The organism is Brucella tritici, from assembly GCF_008932295.1.
GTDB lineage: Bacteria > Pseudomonadota > Alphaproteobacteria > Rhizobiales > Rhizobiaceae > Brucella > Brucella tritici.
The window spans coordinates 102,283-117,640 of sequence record NZ_WBWA01000009.1 but is presented as its reverse complement, the minus strand read 5'-3'; the positions used below and the strand labels follow the sequence as shown (position 1 = coordinate 117,640).

The following is a 15,358-nucleotide window of genomic DNA, read 5'->3' as shown; positions in this document are numbered from 1 at the left end:
GAATCGATAGTTTTAAAGGGCGCTTTCCCGGTTTCGGGGAGGCGCTTTTTTGCATTTGATGTCGATGAAAAATATTCCCGTATCAGACGGCTGCAATTTTAGAAAACACGCTTGACCACTGACGAAACAATAATTATGAATTGGGAACCGTACCGTACGGTACAAGGTGGAGGAAGAGACCCGTGACTGATACCAGCGACGAATTGCAGGCTCAAAAGCAGCAGGCTCTTTCGCCGCGTCAGAACGATGTTCTGGAGCAGGCGTTGCGCCTTCTAGTGGAAGGCGGGGACCGCGCTTTGACGACGGCAAGCATTGCACGTGCCGCCAACTGCTCGAAAGAAAGCCTCTACAAATGGTTTGGTGATCGCGATGGTCTGCTGACGGCGATGGTTCGCTGGCAGGCATCGAAGGTCCGTGTTGTGCCGCTGACCCGCGAGAAGCTGGATGCGGAATCTCTTTTCTCGAGCCTGGAGCATTTCGCACGCGACTGGCTGCTGGTGCTGTCGGGAAAAACATCGATTGCCTTGAACCGGCTGGCGGTGAGCCATGCGGCGTCTGGAAAATCGACATTGGGCGATATCGTTCTTGCCAACGGTCCTGTGGCCATGGCCAAGCGCCTCAAACCCATTCTCCATATGGGGCAGGAGGCACGCTTACTGGCCTTCGACGATATCGATGAGGCATTTCGCACGTTTTTCGGGCTTGTCGTCCGGGACATGCAAATACGGTTGCTGCTTGGTGACCATCTGGAACTGACTGACGACGTGGTCATCCGGGACGCCCGGCGCGCCACCAAGCAGTTTTTTGCCCTTTATGGGGCCTAATCACATCGGTGGACGCAAGAAAGCCGAAGAACAATCTGAACGAAGGGAATAAGGAAATGCGCGTTTACTACGATCGGGATGCAGACGTTAACCTGATCAAGTCGAAGAAGGTGGTTATCGTCGGTTATGGCAGCCAGGGCCGTGCCCATGCGCTGAACCTCAAGGATTCCGGTGCCGCCAACGTGCGTGTTGCCCTTCGTGAAGGTTCTGCAACCGCGAAGAAGGCACAGGCTGACGGCTTTGAAGTGATGAACGTCGCCGATGCCGCCAAGTGGGCCGATCTCATGATGATGGCAACCCCTGACGAGCTGCAGGCTGACATCTACAAGGAACACATTCACGACAATCTTCGTGATGGCGCGGCAATCGCTTTCGCACACGGCCTCAACGTGCATTTCGGCCTCATCGAGCCGAAGAAGTCGATTGACGTCGTCATGATCGCACCGAAGGGCCCAGGCCATACGGTTCGCGGTGAATACCAGAAGGGCGGCGGCGTTCCTTGCCTCATCGCCATTCATCACGACGCCTCGGGCAATGCTCATGATCTGGCTCTCTCCTACGCTTCGGGCGTTGGCGGCGGTCGTTCGGGCGTTATCGAAACCACCTTCAAGGAAGAGTGCGAAACAGACCTGTTCGGTGAACAGGCCGTTCTTTGCGGCGGCGTGGTCGAACTGATCCGCACCGGTTTTGAAGTTCTGGTTGAAGCTGGCTACGCGCCGGAAATGGCTTACTTCGAGTGCCTGCACGAAATGAAGCTGATCGTGGACCTGATCTACGAAGGCGGCATCGCCAACATGAACTACTCGATCTCGAACACTGCCGAGTGGGGTGAATATGTCACTGGCCCGCGCATCATCACTGCTGAAACCAAGGAAGAAATGAAGCGCGTTCTGAAGGACATTCAGACCGGCAAGTTCACTTCCGATTGGATGCAGGAATATCGTGCAGGCGCAGCGCGCTTCAAGGGCATTCGTCGCAACAACGACAGCCACCAGATCGAAGAAGTCGGCGAAAAGCTCCGCGGCATGATGCCGTGGATCGCCGCGAACAAGCTCGTCGACAAGGCACGTAACTAAAAACAGCGGGTTTCAGGTTTTGGTTGTCTGCATATGACGTAAACGCCAGAGCCGGAATATCATCTGATCTTGAAATTCGATGAAACATGAAAAGAGGGGGCGTTTCTTGCGCCCCCTTCATACATGGTGCGTTGTAACGGGGGTGATCGTGAGCATATGGCGAACGAAAATAACCCAAATTCTGCGCCAGTTTTTTCGTTTCGTGCACTTTGAAGGCCAAAACAATTCCGAATATCTTTATTCCATAGAAGCATGGGAAAAGCTGTTCTCGTCTGCTGAAAAGTGCGCTAGAGCTTCACATCCAATAGCCAAGTTTTGAGGAGACTTAGCTATTACAAGTTCCGTAAAATGTACGGATAGTCTAATTGAGGAGATTTCCCGTGTTGGACTGGGAAAATGTATTTGCAACGCGCTCGAAACGTATGCGCGCATCGGAAATCCGCGAACTGCTGAAGCTTCTGGAACGTCCAGATATTATTTCGTTTGCGGGCGGAATTCCTGATCCGGCTCTTTTCCCGCACGAAGAATTCCAGGCAGCCTATAAGGATATTCTTACTGGTCCTGAAGCCAATGCCGCGCTGCAATATTCTGTTTCGGAAGGCTACAAGCCGCTGCGCACCTGGCTGGTAGGTGAGCTTGCCAAGATCAGCATTCCCTGCACGGAAGACAATGTGTTCATCACATCGGGTTCGCAGCAGGCTCTTGATTATCTGGGCAAGCTGTTTTTGTCGCCTGCCGACACAGCACTTGTGACCGCGCCGACTTATCTCGGCGCGCTGCAGGCTTTCAACGCTTATGAGCCGAACTACGATACGCTGGCGATCAACGGCAATCGTACCCCAGCATCCTACGCTGAAGCTGCCAAGAAGGCTGGCGGCCAGGTCAAGTTTGCTTATCTGTCCGCCGATTTCAGCAACCCAACCGGCGAAACTGTCGATCTTGCCGGGCGCGAGAAACTGCTCGCTCAGGCGGATGAACTCGACATTCCGGTGATCGAAGATGCCGCCTATCAGTATCTTCGCTACAATGGTGATGCGATTTCGCCGATCCTGGCGCTCGACATTGCCCGGAACGGTGGTGACATCGAGAAAACCCGCACCATCTATTGCGGTTCTTTCTCCAAGACGCTGGCTCCGGGATTGCGCGTTGGCTATGTGGTTGCGTCGAAGCCGGTTATTCGCAAGCTTGTTCTGATGAAGCAGGCTGCGGACCTTCATTCGTCCACGATCAACCAGATCGCCATTCAGCGCGTTGCGAGCAACGGCTTTGGTGCTCAGGTGGCAAAGCTGCACAAGGTTTATAAGCACCGCCGCGACAAGATGCTTGAAGCGCTGGCGAAATATATGCCGGAAACCACAAGCTGGACGAAGCCTGAAGGCGGCATGTTCATCTGGGTTACGCTGCCGGAAGGTATGGATGGTGCCGCGCTGCTCGCTGCATCCATCGATAGTGAAAAAGTGGCGTTTGTTCCAGGTCGGGCATTTTTTGCCGATGGCTCCGGTGCCAATACGCTGCGTCTCAGCTATTCATGCGCCAATGATGAGATGATTGATGAGGGCATCAAGCGTCTTGGCCGTTTGATACGGACTCATACGAAATCCGCTGCTGCCTGAGTTGGTGGAAATAAAAAAAGCCGGGTTTTGACCCGGCTTTTTTTCTTACTGGAATGGCGAATTGCAGCCTGTTCTCGGACCGGCCAATGGCTGGAACGTATTGTCGGATGTCCGATAGCTGCGATAGCGGTTTGAACACCACTGAATATGGTTGCTGCTCGGCCGCGCACCGGCGGTTGGCGGTTGCATCGTGCGTCGATATTGCAGGGCATCGCCGTTCTTGTAGTTCAATACGCCGTGTTCGGTAACATAAGTTCCACTTTCCCGGCAAAGCGTTGAACCATAGCAGTTGCGAGCGCTGGGATCTGTGCGATTGGCACCGGCCTGACCGCCGATAATCAACGGCCCGCTCGGTTTTAGCGAGGGAAGATACTGGCTATTGCGCAGTTCGACGGCTGAACCCGCACTTGCAATGCCCGCAACGAACAGTCCTGTCAGTATCGTCAGGCACAGAATTTTTCGCATCGTTTCGGCTCGCTTCTATCAACGTTCTCCCGATATATGGATATATTCTATATTCAAGTCACTGCTTCGGCAGAAATTTATTGGTTTCGGAAATCATCCTCTTGCCAATCGCATGGCAAGCAGAGAGATTGCGAAGACATGTTTACCATAGCCACTTTCAATGTCGAAAATCTGATGCGCCGGTTCGATTTTTCCGGCTTTCGCAATGAATTGCATCAGGATCGCACCTTGCAATTGTTCGAAATCAACGATGAGGCGCAATATCGCCTTCTCGAGCAGGCACGCGCTGTGGCGCACGCAGACGATATGCGCCAGATGACGGCGCTCGCTATTGCCGAAACACGGGCTGATATTCTTTGCCTGCAGGAAGTGGACAATCTCGCTGCGCTCAATGCCTTCGAGTATGGCTATCTTTTCAAGATGATAGGCCATGGCTTCCGGCATAAATATCTCATAGATGGCAATGACAGCCGCGGGATCGATGTTGCCGTTATGATGCGCGACACGACACGAGACGGACAGCCTATCGAGGTCGATGAAGTCACGAGCTATGCCTACATAACTTATAATGACTTTGGTCTCTATGAGCCGGTTCTCGCCGAACTGGGGATCCAGGCCCATGATCGCATTTTCAAGCGGGATTGTCTGAATGTGGATTTCCGCATAGCAGGAAAGCCCATATCGCTTTTCGTGACTCATATGAAATCGATGACGGGTGCGCGCAACGGATTTGATGGACGGACAGCATCTCTGCCGGTGCGACGCGCAGAGGCACGCGCCATACGCCGTATCATCGAGGATAAGTTCGGCCCGTCTAATGTTGCAAATCGCCGCTGGCTGATTTGTGGTGATTTCAATGATTACCGTGAGCGGATCATTATCGGCGGCGATGAATGGAACGGCTATCAGTTCACGCCCATGGTTGAAGAAGAAAGCGCGCTCGACGTGCTTTTAGGGGACGGCTTCGCGGTCAATCTGGTCGAGCGCCGCCCCGTTATGGATCGCTGGACGCTTTACCATACGCGCGGGCCGCAAGAGCGCCATCTTTGCCAGCTCGATTACATCATGGCTTCACCTTCATTCGCTGAGAAGAATGAGAAGGCGGTTCCAAATATCATCCGGCGGGGGCAGCCCTGGCGCACTATATTTCCACCCGACCAGCAGGTTGATCGTTATCCCCGAACCGGATGGGATCGCCCGAAGGCAAGCGATCATTGCCCGGTCGCAGTGACATTTAACATGGTTTGAGCGATGAAACAGGTTCGGGAAAACACTGTCCACATAATCGATAGTGCTGAAGTTCGGGTGCTGTCTGGTCCTCTGCCGTATACCGTGGAGAACAGGGAAGCGATTGTTTCGAACTGGACGCATGAGCGGGCTGCGAACCCCACTTTGTTCGATGGCGAGTTCTATCTGGCACCGGAAGCTGAATTGATGGGCAGCGTTTTTCATGCCGGGTTCAAGCGCACCAGTTTTGCAACCCTGATGCACTGGCGACGTGACGTATCGCAAGAACGTCCGTGGCATATTTTCGGTGTCGGCGTGATTGTCTCGAGCGAAGGGCATTTGATTGCCGGGCGTATGAGTGCACAGAACGCGGGTGCGGGAAGGGTCTATTTTCCGGCAGGCTCGGTGGATGATAATGACATTGTTGATGGCTATGTCGATTATGACGCCAATCGGCAACGGGAGGTTCGTGAGGAAACGGGTCTCGATCTTCTCGATGCGCGCGCGGAGCAGCAGATCAGTCTCGTGACCGGAAACCGCAGCATCGCGCTTTTCCGCCGTTACTATTTTGATGTGCCATCACCGGAACTGGTGTCGCGGATTGAACAATATCTTTCTGCTGAGGAAGAACCGGAACTATCAGAGATCATACCAGTGAAGGCAGCGGGTGCGATGGGAGACGCAACACCGTCCTATGTGCGAGCATTTGCCGACTGGCATTTCAATAATCGCTAAACTTGGTCGGACTTGCAGATGACAGCGGCGCGAAATTGGCTATGCTCGCAGATAATGCCAAGCATGAGACATTGGAGTGAAATCGGCCTTGCGGTCGGTTTTGTGAGCAAGTCGAGGGGAGAATGAGGGATGAGTGACGCCGCCGTTTCCGGCAGATTCTATGAGGTTTTCGACGTTTTCGCCGACAAGGCTCTGGCTGGAAATCCGCTGGCGGTCGTCCATGATAGCGAAGGTTTGACCGATACGCGTATGCAGGCCATCGCACGCGAGTTCAATCTTTCCGAAACGGTATTCATTTTTCCTCCGAGCAATCCCGCGCATGAAGCGGCGGTGCGTATCTTCACACCTGATTATGAGCTTCCCTTTGCCGGGCACCCGACAGTGGGCGCCGCCGTGTCGCTGGCCCGCTGTCGCAAAACGGGTGATGAGACTGACAGGCTCGTGGCTCTGGAAGAAAAGGTCGGTATTGTTCGCTGTGGCGTCATACTTGGCGAAAATAGCGCATTTGCAGAATTTGATCTGCCACGCTTGCCAGAGCGAGTTGACGTCAAGGTCGAGAAGGAGGAGGCGGCCGCTGCAATTGGTCTCGGCACGCACGAGATTGGATTTGAGAACCATGTACCTGCCGTCTGGAGCGCAGGTACGCCTTATCTGCTCGTACCGGTTCATAATCTGATTGCTGCAGCAAAAGTGTCCATTGACCCAGTTTACGTGAGCGAAAGCCTGCCGCATGTCGATGGCCGGCCTTTGCCGATATACGTTTATTGTCGCGAAACAATTCTGTTCGACAGTAATTTCCACGCGCGCATGTTTGTAACGGGTGCGAATGTCTATGAAGATCCGGCTACGGGCTCGGCTGCTGCCGCCTTTGCAGGCATGATCCAGAAAAACGACAAGCCTGTTGATGGCAGTTCGCAGTGGTGGATCGAGCAGGGAATGGAGATGGGGCGGCCTTCGCGGATTCGTCTTGAACTGGATGTCGCCAAGCAACAGCTCACAGGAGCGCGGATTGGAGGCACGGCGGTCAAGATCGCAGAAGGGCGTCTGTTCGTTTGAGAATCTGGCACTGCTTGTGTTTTGATTACGGTCAAAGCCATAACGCCGCCCTATGTTAGTTTATCGATAGGTAAGCAAACGGCGGAGGCGAGCCATGATGATCAGGGAAATGTCGGAATACGATATCCGTGACATGATACAGCACACCCATCTGGGGCGACTGGCTTATGTTCTCGATAATCGTCCTTTTATCATACCACTCAGTTTTCGGTTCAGCGGTGGTTCGCTCTATTCTTTTACTACCGACGGGCAGAAGACCGAAGCCCTGCGCAAGAACGATGCGGTTTGTATCCTTTTCGATCATATCGAGTCTCGGACCAACTGGCGTACAGTTGTGCTGAACGGTCGCTATCGGGAGATCGAACGTGAGGATGAGAAGAACTCGATCGTTGCACTTATGGCCGCCGAACCGACATGGTGGGAACCAGCATACATAAAGACGATTGCGAAGGACGGGAAAGAACGCAAACTTGATCCAGTCTTCTTCCGTATCGATATCGACAATGCAACAGGCCACCAGACTGGCTGATAGCGAAAAGGCCCGTTTTTCGGGCCTTTCGATGTTGCTTTATTTTACCACCAGAATTGGTGTGCTACCGCGAGTCAGTACTTCATAAGTCTGACTGCCGAGAAGCATCCCTTTTAATCCGCGACGACCATGGGAAGCCATGACGATAAGATCGTTGCGCAGTTCCTTAGCTGTCTCAATGATGGATGTCGCCGGATGTGGGGCAACCTCATGCAATGTATGGACCTCGACTTCAGCTTCAGCCGCCAGTTCGCGAGCACGGGCGAGGGATTTATCGGCGTATTCGTTCCATTCCTGCTCGAAGCGCTCGATGAAGGCGGGGCTATCCGTCCAACCGCCAGGAAGCCCTGAAACGGAATAGGGAGCGGTCACAGTCAGTACCGTCACCTTCGCGCCGACGGTACGTGCCAGCTTAAATGCGTGGACGAGCCCGCGCTCTGCAAATTCTGACCCATCGGTGGTTACGAGAATATTCTTATACATGCTGCCCTCGCTGTTGCTTTCCTATCTTTAAGCTACAGCATCGATCCAAAAACCGGGATCGATTTTTGGCAACAACGATGCGTAGTGCTAGGAAATTAGAGCGACCTTTGTGGGTTGAAATGGACGCACGGCGCTTTAATGCGTTAAAGAGCCATATCAAATCCCTTGCCTGACGAGTTATTTAGACGGAACGATTGCATGCCCCTCGACTGCGACGCATTTCATGCCAGCTGGATCGCGACAGTTCTCAATCTTGATTGGCCGTCGCGCAGTTCGTCCCGCATGGGAGATGATGTCGAACGCATAAAGCGCCAGAAAGAAGAGCTACTCAGGCTTTTCGATGAAGCATCCGAGCATGGTATCAATGCTGTCATCTTTCAGGTTTCGCCGACTGCCGATGCTTTTTACCAGTCATCCTATTTACCGTGGTCGTCCTATCTGACCGGAACTCTAGGCAAAGATCCGGGCTTTGATCCGCTGAAGTTTGCAATTCAGGAAGCGCATAAGCGTGGCATAGAACTGCATGCATGGCTTAATCCCTATCGTGTTTCAATGGATACGAAGCCATCGACCCGCAAGGAGTTGCGGAATTCGTCAAACGAGTCGCCAGCCAGTGTTTTCAAGTCCCACCCCGACTGGGTCAGCGTTTCGGCCGACCGTTATGTTCTCGATCCTGGTATTCCGGCGGTTCGTGAGTGGGTGACGAATGTGACGGCAGAGGTCGTGCAGAAATATGATGTCGACGGCATTCAGTTCGATGATTATTTCTACTACGAAACAGCATCGTCGAAACTTGACGATGAGAAATCGTATGCACGGTTTGGCACACGCTTTTCGAGCAAATATGAATGGCGTCGCTACAACACTCATACGCTAGTCCGGGAAATTTCGGACAGGATAAAAGCCATCAAACCAAATGTCCGTTTCGGTATCAGCCCGAGCGGCGTTTGGCGCAACGCTGCCGACGATCCGCGCGGTTCTGCAACCCGCGCCGGAAAAACCAATTATGACGGAGATTTTGCCGACACCCGGCGTTGGGTCAAAGAAGGCATGATCGATTATATCGCGCCGCAGATTTACTGGTCCTTTGGCCGCAAGGATGTGTCTTACGGAACGATTGCGAAATGGTGGGCAGATACGGTTCGTGGCACGAAGACAGATCTCTATATCGGTCTCGCACTCTATCGGGCCGGTTCCGGAACCACACTCGAACCCAACTGGCAGGCGGGTGAAGGTGTGACCGAAATTAAGCGCCAGCTAGAACTCAATGAATCTTTGCCAGAGGTGAAGGGGAGCATTCTCTTTCGTCAGGGTTTTCTTTCCGATCCAAAGCTCAAAGCTGCGTCGAACTATCTGAAGAAGACGTGGGGCAAATGCAAACCGCGGAAAGTTGACGGAAAAAAGTGATGATGGACTGCTGAATTGTCGCTTGTTTGATTGAAATCAAAGAGCTTCGTTTGAGCGGGTGCTAACCAACAATCGTTGCCGGTTTCCACCAGAGTCGGTGACCCGGGGTGCCGAGGCCCTACTCGAATGGCACCCCGGCTAAATCAATCTGTCGAGCGCATGAGCGCGATCTTTCCGCAACGTCGCCTATCGACAGCCAGCGGGTGCTGTCGGCGTTGCTCCCCTCTGTTTCATCAAATCAGCACCCGCGTCTCCAACAACCTTGTTTTATATTTTAGCGGTTCTTGATCCTAATCAAGGCGGACGATTGCCACCGTGGTTAGAGCAGATTCAACCGGGAGTTTGCGTTTTTGGATCGCTCCCCCAATTCACCGGTTGCTAAATGAAAAGGTAGTTCCATATCCTTCCAAGAAGGTTCTGGCCGATGCCGGAGGCAGGGCGGGGGATAATGAAACCCCTTGCAGACAGCGACCGCTTGCCGGTGCTTCATCTGAAGACGGTATTGTGACGACGATGGCAATGAGGGTGTTTCATTATGGCTTTCAACCGTAAGCAATGGATACTGGCAGGAGCGATTATCGTCTTTGCCGCAGGCGGGTATTATGCCTGGAAAGCGTTGAACGGCGATGGGTTGCCGGAAGGTATCGCCAAGGGCAACGGTCGCATCGAGGCGGTTGAGATCGATATTTCGACGAAGAGTCCGGGGCGTATTCGCGAAATCCTCGCAGATGAGGGCGATTTCGTGCAGGCAAATGACATTCTCGCACGCATGGATACGGATCAGCTGGAAAGTCAGCGCAAGCAGGCTGAGGCGCAATTGCGCCGGGCAGAGATTGGAATAGAGACGGCGCGCAGTCTTGTCACGCAGCGCGAAGCCGAGCACACGGCTGCAGAGGCGACCGTGGCACAGCGGGAAGCGCAACTGGATGCTGCCCAACGCCGTCTGGTCCGCTCCCAGCAATTGACGCAATCGCGCACGGTTTCCCAGCAAGTTTTGGACGATGATCGCGCGACGGCGCAGGGCGCAGAAGCGGCTGTTGGTGCAGCCAAGGCGCAGCTTGCGGCCACGGAAGCAGCTATTGGTGCCGCCAAGGCGCAGGTGGTGGATGCCGAGGCATCGGTCGAGGCAGCCAAGGCTGCAATCGCAAGCATTGAGGCAGATATCAACGACGCCACTTTGAGAGCGCCCAAGCCGGGACGTGTTCAATACCGCGTTGCCCAACCGGGTGAAGTACTTTCCGCAGGTGGGAGGGTGCTCAATCTTGTCGACGTCAGCGACGTTTATATGACCTTCTTCCTGCCGACGGCGCAGGCCGGGCGGGTGGCCATGGGTGCCGATGCCCGGATCGTTCTCGATGCCGCGCCGCAATATGTCATTCCAGCAAAGATCAGCTTTGTGGCTGACGTGGCTCAATTTACGCCGAAGACCGTTGAAACGGAGGAAGAGCGCCAGAAGCTGATGTTCCGCGTAAAGGCGAAAATCCCGCAAGAATTGCTTCAAAAATATATCCAGCAGGTGAAAACCGGATTGCCGGGCATGGCTTATGTCAAGCTTGACCCTAATGCTGAGTGGCCGAAAAATCTTGCGGAAACCGTGAAATGAACGACGCTCCTGTCGAAGCTGGTGCCAAAGACGACAGCTTTGTCGTCCGCGCGCAAGGCGTAGGATTGTCCTACGGGAAGGCACGGGCTCTGCGCGAGGTGACCCTTGATATTCCCGCTGGCTGCATGGTTGGTTTGATCGGGCCTGACGGGGTTGGGAAATCGAGCCTGTTATCGCTGGTCGCCGGAGCGCGGACGATGCAACAAGGGCGCATCGAGGTTCTCGGCGGTGATATTTCGGATAAGCGGCATCTTCAGTCTGCTTATCCCCGTATCGCCTATATGCCGCAGGGGCTTGGGAAGAACCTCTATCCCACGCTTTCGGTGTTCGAGAATATCGACTTTTTCGGACGGCTGTTCGGACATAATCGAAAAGAGCGTGAGCGTCGCATCGTCGATCTTCTGGCACGCACGGGCATGTCGGCTTTCGCGGATCGCCCGGCTGGCAAGCTATCAGGCGGGATGAAGCAGAAGACCAGCCTGTGCTGTTCGCTCATCCATGATCCTGACCTGCTTATACTCGATGAGCCAACGACGGGCGTTGACCCTCTATCCCGACGCCAGTTCTGGGAGCTGATTGATGACATCCGCGAGGATCGTCCCGGAATGAGTGTCATCGTCGCCACGGCCTATATGGAAGAGGCCGAGCGCTTTGACTGGCTGGTCGCTATGAATGATGGGCAGATTCTGGCGACGGGTACACCGCACGAATTGCTGCAGCGCACCAACACTCCCAATCTCGATGCGGCTTTCATCGCGCTCCTGCCGGAAGAATTGCGGAAAGGCCATCAGGATATCGAAATTCCACATCGTGATTTCGGTGCGGATGCTGAGATCGCGATTGAAGCAGAACACGTCACTGTTCGCTTCGGCAACTTCACTGCCGTGAATGATGTAAGTTTTCGAATTCCGCGTGGTGAAATCTTCGGATTTCTGGGGTCCAACGGTTGCGGCAAGACCACGACCATGAAGGTTTTGACCGGGTTGTTGCCTGCCAGTGAGGGAACGGCGCGGCTGTTCGGGCGAGAGGTCGATCCCAAGGATATCGATATACGCCGCCATGTCGGATACATGTCGCAAGCGTTTTCGCTCTATTCAGAGTTGACCGTTCGTCAGAATCTGGAACTTCATGCCAAATTGTTCGATATGGCACCGGATCTGACCGAGCGCCGTATCAAGGATTTGACCGAACGATTTGATCTTATTGAGGTTATGGATTCCTTACCCGACGCCTTGCCGCTCGGTATCCGCCAGCGCCTGTCACTGGCTGTGGCTTTGATCCATTCACCTGATATTCTCATTCTTGATGAGCCGACATCAGGTGTGGACCCGGTCGCTCGCGATGCTTTCTGGCAAATCCTCGCCGATCTGTCGCGCGAGGACAATGTTACGATCTTCGTTTCTACCCATTTCATGAATGAAGCCGAGCTTTGCGACCGGATTTCGCTGATGCATGCAGGTAAAGTTCTGATTAGCGATACGCCTAAGGCGATTACCGAAAGTCGCCATGCTAAGACTCTGGAAGAAGCTTTCGTCGCATATCTTCAGGACGCCATTGGCGAGACAGAACAAACAGTGGCGTCGCCTGCAATTCTCCCAGAACCGACGACAGAGATAGGCGAGACGCACCCAAAGAAGGCGTCAAGCTGGTTGCCGGACCTGCGGCGAATGCTGGCCTATACGCGGCGCGAGGCGCTTGAACTGAAACGCGATCCGATCCGCGCAACATTGGCTATACTCGGTAGTGTCATCCTGATGTTTGTCATTGGCTATGGCATTAACCTGGATGTCGAGGATCTGAAATTTGCGGTGCTCGACCGTGACGATACGACGATCAGCCGTGATTACACGCAGCAGATTGCAGGTTCGCGCTATTTTTCCGAACAGCCTCCCATAACCGACTACGATGATCTGGACCGGCGAATGCGGGATGGCGAGATCAGTCTGGCTATCGAGATACCGCCGAATTTTGCCGCAGATGTCATGCGTGGGCGCCCGGTGGAAGTTGCCGCCTGGATTGACGGCGCTATGCCCACACGAGCCGAGACAATCAAAGGCTATGTTCAGGGCATGCACGCCAACTGGCTGACGCAGAAAGCCCGCGAGCTTTACGGCAGCGCGGCGAATGCCGGCAGTTTCAATCTGGAGATACGCTACCGCTATAATCCCGATGTGCAAAGCCTCGTAGCTATGGTGCCGGCGGTGATTCCGCTACTGCTTCTCATGATCCCTTCGATGCTGGCAGTGTTGAGCGTGGTTCGCGAAAAAGAATTGGGGTCGATTATCAATTTTTACGTGACGCCCGTGACGAAATTCGAGTTTCTGTTCGGCAAGCAACTGCCCTATATCGGGCTGGCATTTTTGAATTTCCTGATGTTGACAGCCTTTGCGGTGTTTATTTTCAGGGTCCCGTTCACAGGGAGTTTTCCGACTTATGCGCTGGCGGCGCTGCTCTATGTCACGATCGCGACCGGCATGGGGCTGGTGCTGTCCACCTTCATGAACAGCCAGATCGCAGCGATCTTCGGAACGGCGCTTCTGACACTCATTCCGGCTGTGCAGTATTCCGGTATCATTGACCCCGTATCGTCGCTGCAAGGTGCGGGCGCGTTCATCGGTAAAATCTATCCGGCGACCTATTTCGTAACCATTTCGCGCGGGGTTTTCTCCAAGGCCTTGGGGTTTGCCGATCTCGCAGGCTCGTTTTTGCCGCTGCTGATTGCGGTGCCGGTTCTCATGGCGCTCGCTATCGTTCTTCTCAAGAAACAGGCGAGCTAAGATGCGGATATCCAACATATTCCAGCTTGGCGTGAAGGAACTGCGCGGTCTGGCGCGCGATCCAATGCTGCTGATCCTGATCGTCTATGCTTTTACGCTTGCAATTTATACGGCTTCCAAGGCGATGCCTGAGACTCTCAACAATGCGGCGATAGCGATTGTCGATGAAGATCAGTCGCCTGTTTCGAGCCGGATCACGACGGCATTTTATCCGCCATACTTCGTACCGCCGAAGCTGATTTCATCCTACGAAATGGATGCCCGGATGGATGAGGGGCTTGATACATTTGCACTGAACATACCGCCGAATTTCCAGCGTGATCTTCTGGCTGGCCGTTCGCCGACCATTCAGCTCAATGTCGATGCAACCCGAATGAGCCAGGCCTTTACCGGTGGCGGCTATGTGCAGTCGATTGTGTCGAGTGAGGTGAGCGAATTCCTCAATCGCTATCGCGGTAGTGCACAAACGCCCATCGAACTCAATCTCAGGGCGAGGTTCAATCAGGATTTGAACAAGGGGTGGTTCGGGGCGATCAACAATGTGATTTCATCGGTTACGATGCTATCGATCATCCTAACGGGCGCCGCGCTTATTCGGGAACGCGAACACGGAACCATAGAACATCTATTGGTAATGCCAGTGACGCCGGTTGAAATCATGGTCAGCAAGATTTGGTCCATGGGGCTGGTCGTGCTGGTTGCCTCGGCGTTTGCACTGGTTTTCGTGGTGCAGGGGCTGCTTGCCGTTCCGATCTATGGGTCGGTGTCGCTGTTTCTCGTTGGTGCAGCGCTCCAGCTTTTCGCAACGACCAGCCTTGGTATTTTTCTGGCCACTGCGGCTGGGTCGATGCCGCAGTTTGGAATGTTGCTGATGTTGGTGCTTTTGCCTTTGCAGGTGCTTTCGGGAGGGACAACGCCCCGGGAAAGCATGCCTGAAATCATCCAGACAATCATGCTGGCAGCGCCGAATACGCATTTCGTCATATTGGCGCAATCGATCCTGTTTCGCGGAGCAGGGCTGGGCGTTGTCTGGCCGCAATTCCTGGCACTGATCGTCATTGGCTTGGTGTTGTTTTATTTTGCGCTCCAGCGTTTCCGCGCATTCCTGCGATAGGAAAATTCTTTGAAAACAGGAGGCTGAATCCATTCCTTGTGAATGTGATTCAGTTTTCTGTGCCGGATTGCGCTTCAGCGGAGTTGCGAATCCTTAACCATGTTGCTATCGCAATTCTCAGGAAACGGTTCCGCTATCAAGGCGGATGAAAAGGGAACACGGTGAAGCCATTCTGGCTGATGCCGCGACTGCCCCCGCAACTGTAACCGGAGAGCTATCCTCCACAGCCGCGCAAGCGGTGAAAGCCACTGAGAGCAGTCGATGCACTCGGGAAGGCGGAGGGAAAGCGACGACCCGGAAGTCAGGAGACCTGCCGTATCCGGTCACCCATGCATGGATACGGGGTGTGTCCAGGCGCGGCTGTCCGTGGCGGTGACATTGTTGAAATGTTGCCGTCGGGAAGAGGGGCACTTCAGTGCCATGATCACTTCAACCTGCGGTGCGAGGAA

Annotated in this window: 13 protein-coding genes and 1 riboswitch; of the genes, 11 read left to right on the top strand and 2 right to left on the bottom strand. The window is 54.0% G+C overall.

Translation table 11 applies throughout. The features are described from left to right. Positions 1–182 precede the first annotated feature (182 nt). From F9K91_RS11875 to F9K91_RS11865, 3 genes are all read left to right on the top strand, one after another. Positions 183–824, top strand: a complete 642-nt coding sequence (locus F9K91_RS11875) for a TetR/AcrR family transcriptional regulator (protein WP_109989083.1) — start codon at positions 183–185, stop codon at positions 822–824. A gap of 56 nt (positions 825–880) precedes the next feature. After that, entirely contained in the window at positions 881–1,900 is a 1,020-nt protein-coding gene (ilvC, locus tag F9K91_RS11870) for a ketol-acid reductoisomerase (RefSeq protein ID WP_061346051.1), read from the top strand. Positions 1,901–2,280: 380 nt separating this feature from the next. After that, positions 2,281–3,513, top strand: coding sequence for an aminotransferase-like domain-containing protein (locus tag F9K91_RS11865; protein WP_151677863.1), 1,233 nt, complete (start codon positions 2,281–2,283; stop codon positions 3,511–3,513). A gap of 45 nt (positions 3,514–3,558) precedes the next feature. On the opposite strand, the gene F9K91_RS11860 is transcribed toward F9K91_RS11865, so the two are convergent. Continuing rightward, complete coding sequence (locus tag F9K91_RS11860; RefSeq protein WP_151555667.1) at positions 3,559–3,978, bottom strand: BA14K family protein; 420 nt, start codon at positions 3,976–3,978, stop codon at positions 3,559–3,561. A gap of 138 nt (positions 3,979–4,116) precedes the next feature. On the opposite strand from F9K91_RS11860, the gene F9K91_RS11855 reads away from it, so the two are divergent. From F9K91_RS11855 to F9K91_RS11840, 4 genes are all read left to right on the top strand, one after another. Further along, complete coding sequence (locus F9K91_RS11855; RefSeq protein ID WP_151677862.1) at positions 4,117–5,226, top strand: endonuclease/exonuclease/phosphatase family protein; 1,110 nt, start codon at positions 4,117–4,119, stop codon at positions 5,224–5,226. A gap of 3 nt (positions 5,227–5,229) precedes the next feature. Next, on the top strand, positions 5,230–5,940 hold the full coding sequence (locus F9K91_RS11850) for an NUDIX domain-containing protein (RefSeq protein WP_151677861.1): 711 nt from the start codon (positions 5,230–5,232) through the stop codon (positions 5,938–5,940). A gap of 129 nt (positions 5,941–6,069) precedes the next feature. Beyond that, positions 6,070–6,996: a PhzF family phenazine biosynthesis protein gene (locus F9K91_RS11845; protein WP_151651765.1), complete on the top strand. Its 927-nt coding sequence runs from the start codon at positions 6,070–6,072 to the stop codon at positions 6,994–6,996. A 94-nt stretch (positions 6,997–7,090) separates the two neighbouring features. Further along, on the top strand, positions 7,091–7,525 hold the full coding sequence (locus F9K91_RS11840; protein ID WP_151651764.1) for a pyridoxamine 5'-phosphate oxidase family protein: 435 nt from the start codon (positions 7,091–7,093) through the stop codon (positions 7,523–7,525). A 39-nt stretch (positions 7,526–7,564) separates the two neighbouring features. Here the strand turns inward: F9K91_RS11840 and F9K91_RS11835 are convergent, their stop codons facing one another. Next, positions 7,565–8,008 (bottom strand): universal stress protein, encoded by a 444-nt coding sequence (locus tag F9K91_RS11835; protein WP_151555671.1) that lies wholly within the window; start codon positions 8,006–8,008, stop codon positions 7,565–7,567. A 198-nt stretch (positions 8,009–8,206) separates the two neighbouring features. On the opposite strand from F9K91_RS11835, the gene F9K91_RS11830 reads away from it, so the two are divergent. The 4 genes from F9K91_RS11830 to F9K91_RS11815 all read left to right on the top strand — a co-directional run bounded on the left by F9K91_RS11830 (position 8,207) and on the right by F9K91_RS11815 (position 14,909). After that, on the top strand, positions 8,207–9,415 hold the full coding sequence (locus F9K91_RS11830; RefSeq protein ID WP_151677860.1) for a glycoside hydrolase family 10 protein: 1,209 nt from the start codon (positions 8,207–8,209) through the stop codon (positions 9,413–9,415). A 535-nt stretch (positions 9,416–9,950) separates the two neighbouring features. Continuing rightward, positions 9,951–11,018, top strand: coding sequence for an HlyD family secretion protein (locus tag F9K91_RS11825; RefSeq protein WP_151555673.1), 1,068 nt, complete (start codon positions 9,951–9,953; stop codon positions 11,016–11,018). Next, entirely contained in the window at positions 11,015–13,795 is a 2,781-nt protein-coding gene (gene rbbA, locus F9K91_RS11820) for a ribosome-associated ATPase/putative transporter RbbA (RefSeq protein ID WP_151677859.1), read from the top strand. The genes F9K91_RS11825 and rbbA overlap by 4 nt, the downstream gene beginning before the upstream one ends. Position 13,796: 1 nt before the next feature. After that, positions 13,797–14,909 (top strand): ABC transporter permease, encoded by a 1,113-nt coding sequence (locus tag F9K91_RS11815; protein WP_151651760.1) that lies wholly within the window; start codon positions 13,797–13,799, stop codon positions 14,907–14,909. Positions 14,910–15,017: 108 nt separating this feature from the next. Further along, a riboswitch (cobalamin riboswitch) is annotated at positions 15,018–15,241 on the top strand. The last annotated feature ends 117 nt before the right edge of the window (positions 15,242–15,358 follow it).

What these genes read in the sequence shown, in the direction of transcription:
- ilvC (WP_061346051.1), top strand. Translation starts at nt 881, where the DNA reads ATGCGCGTTTACTACGATCGGGATGCAGACGTTAACCTGATCAAGTCG.
- rbbA (WP_151677859.1), top strand. Translation starts at nt 11,015, where the DNA reads ATGAACGACGCTCCTGTCGAAGCTGGTGCCAAAGACGACAGCTTTGTC.
- F9K91_RS11845 (WP_151651765.1), top strand. Translation starts at nt 6,070, where the DNA reads ATGAGTGACGCCGCCGTTTCCGGCAGATTCTATGAGGTTTTCGACGTT.
- F9K91_RS11825 (WP_151555673.1), top strand. Translation starts at nt 9,951, where the DNA reads ATGGCTTTCAACCGTAAGCAATGGATACTGGCAGGAGCGATTATCGTC.
- F9K91_RS11830 (WP_151677860.1), top strand. Translation starts at nt 8,207, where the DNA reads ATGCCCCTCGACTGCGACGCATTTCATGCCAGCTGGATCGCGACAGTT.
- F9K91_RS11855 (WP_151677862.1), top strand. Translation starts at nt 4,117, where the DNA reads ATGTTTACCATAGCCACTTTCAATGTCGAAAATCTGATGCGCCGGTTC.
- F9K91_RS11835 (WP_151555671.1), bottom strand. Translation starts at nt 8,008, where the DNA reads ATGTATAAGAATATTCTCGTAACCACCGATGGGTCAGAATTTGCAGAG.
- F9K91_RS11860 (WP_151555667.1), bottom strand. Translation starts at nt 3,978, where the DNA reads ATGCGAAAAATTCTGTGCCTGACGATACTGACAGGACTGTTCGTTGCG.
- F9K91_RS11840 (WP_151651764.1), top strand. Translation starts at nt 7,091, where the DNA reads ATGATGATCAGGGAAATGTCGGAATACGATATCCGTGACATGATACAG.
- F9K91_RS11815 (WP_151651760.1), top strand. Translation starts at nt 13,797, where the DNA reads ATGCGGATATCCAACATATTCCAGCTTGGCGTGAAGGAACTGCGCGGT.
- F9K91_RS11850 (WP_151677861.1), top strand. Translation starts at nt 5,230, where the DNA reads ATGAAACAGGTTCGGGAAAACACTGTCCACATAATCGATAGTGCTGAA.